Here is a 387-nt window from a genome sequence, read left to right on the forward strand (position 1 = left end):
ACTTTCATTAATGTGGTTTTTCCCGCACCGGAAGCACCAGTTATAGCCACACTTTCCCCCGGAGCTACAGATAAACTCAGAGCACTGAATATCGGTGCTGACTGACTGTCATAACGATAGCTTAAACCATTGGTTTCCAGGGATATTGGCCCCATATCAGCAACGATTTCAATTTCAGGTTTCTTTTCCTCCTTTTCATGTAATGCAATATCTGCAATGCGCTCATTGTGCAGACTCATTATTCTTAGCTGAAGAAGAAAACTGGTCAGAGAGGCAACTCTTTCCGAAAACAGCCCACGAAAAGAACTAAACGCTACAAACATTCCTAATGTCATCTGATTATCGATCACAAGGCCTGCTCCCACCCAAAAAATTACAAACTGATCA

1 protein-coding gene is annotated in these 387 nt (G+C 42.4%); it reads right to left on the minus strand.

Features of this window, described 5'->3' with window-relative positions:
• On the minus strand, positions 1–387 hold a 387-nt coding region (locus RTW80_RS27610), incomplete at both ends, for an ATP-binding cassette domain-containing protein (RefSeq protein WP_312721289.1).

The sequence above is a fragment of the Escherichia sp. AM3 genome (assembly GCF_032029835.1).
Taxonomy (GTDB): Bacteria; Pseudomonadota; Gammaproteobacteria; order Enterobacterales; family Enterobacteriaceae; genus Escherichia; species Escherichia coli.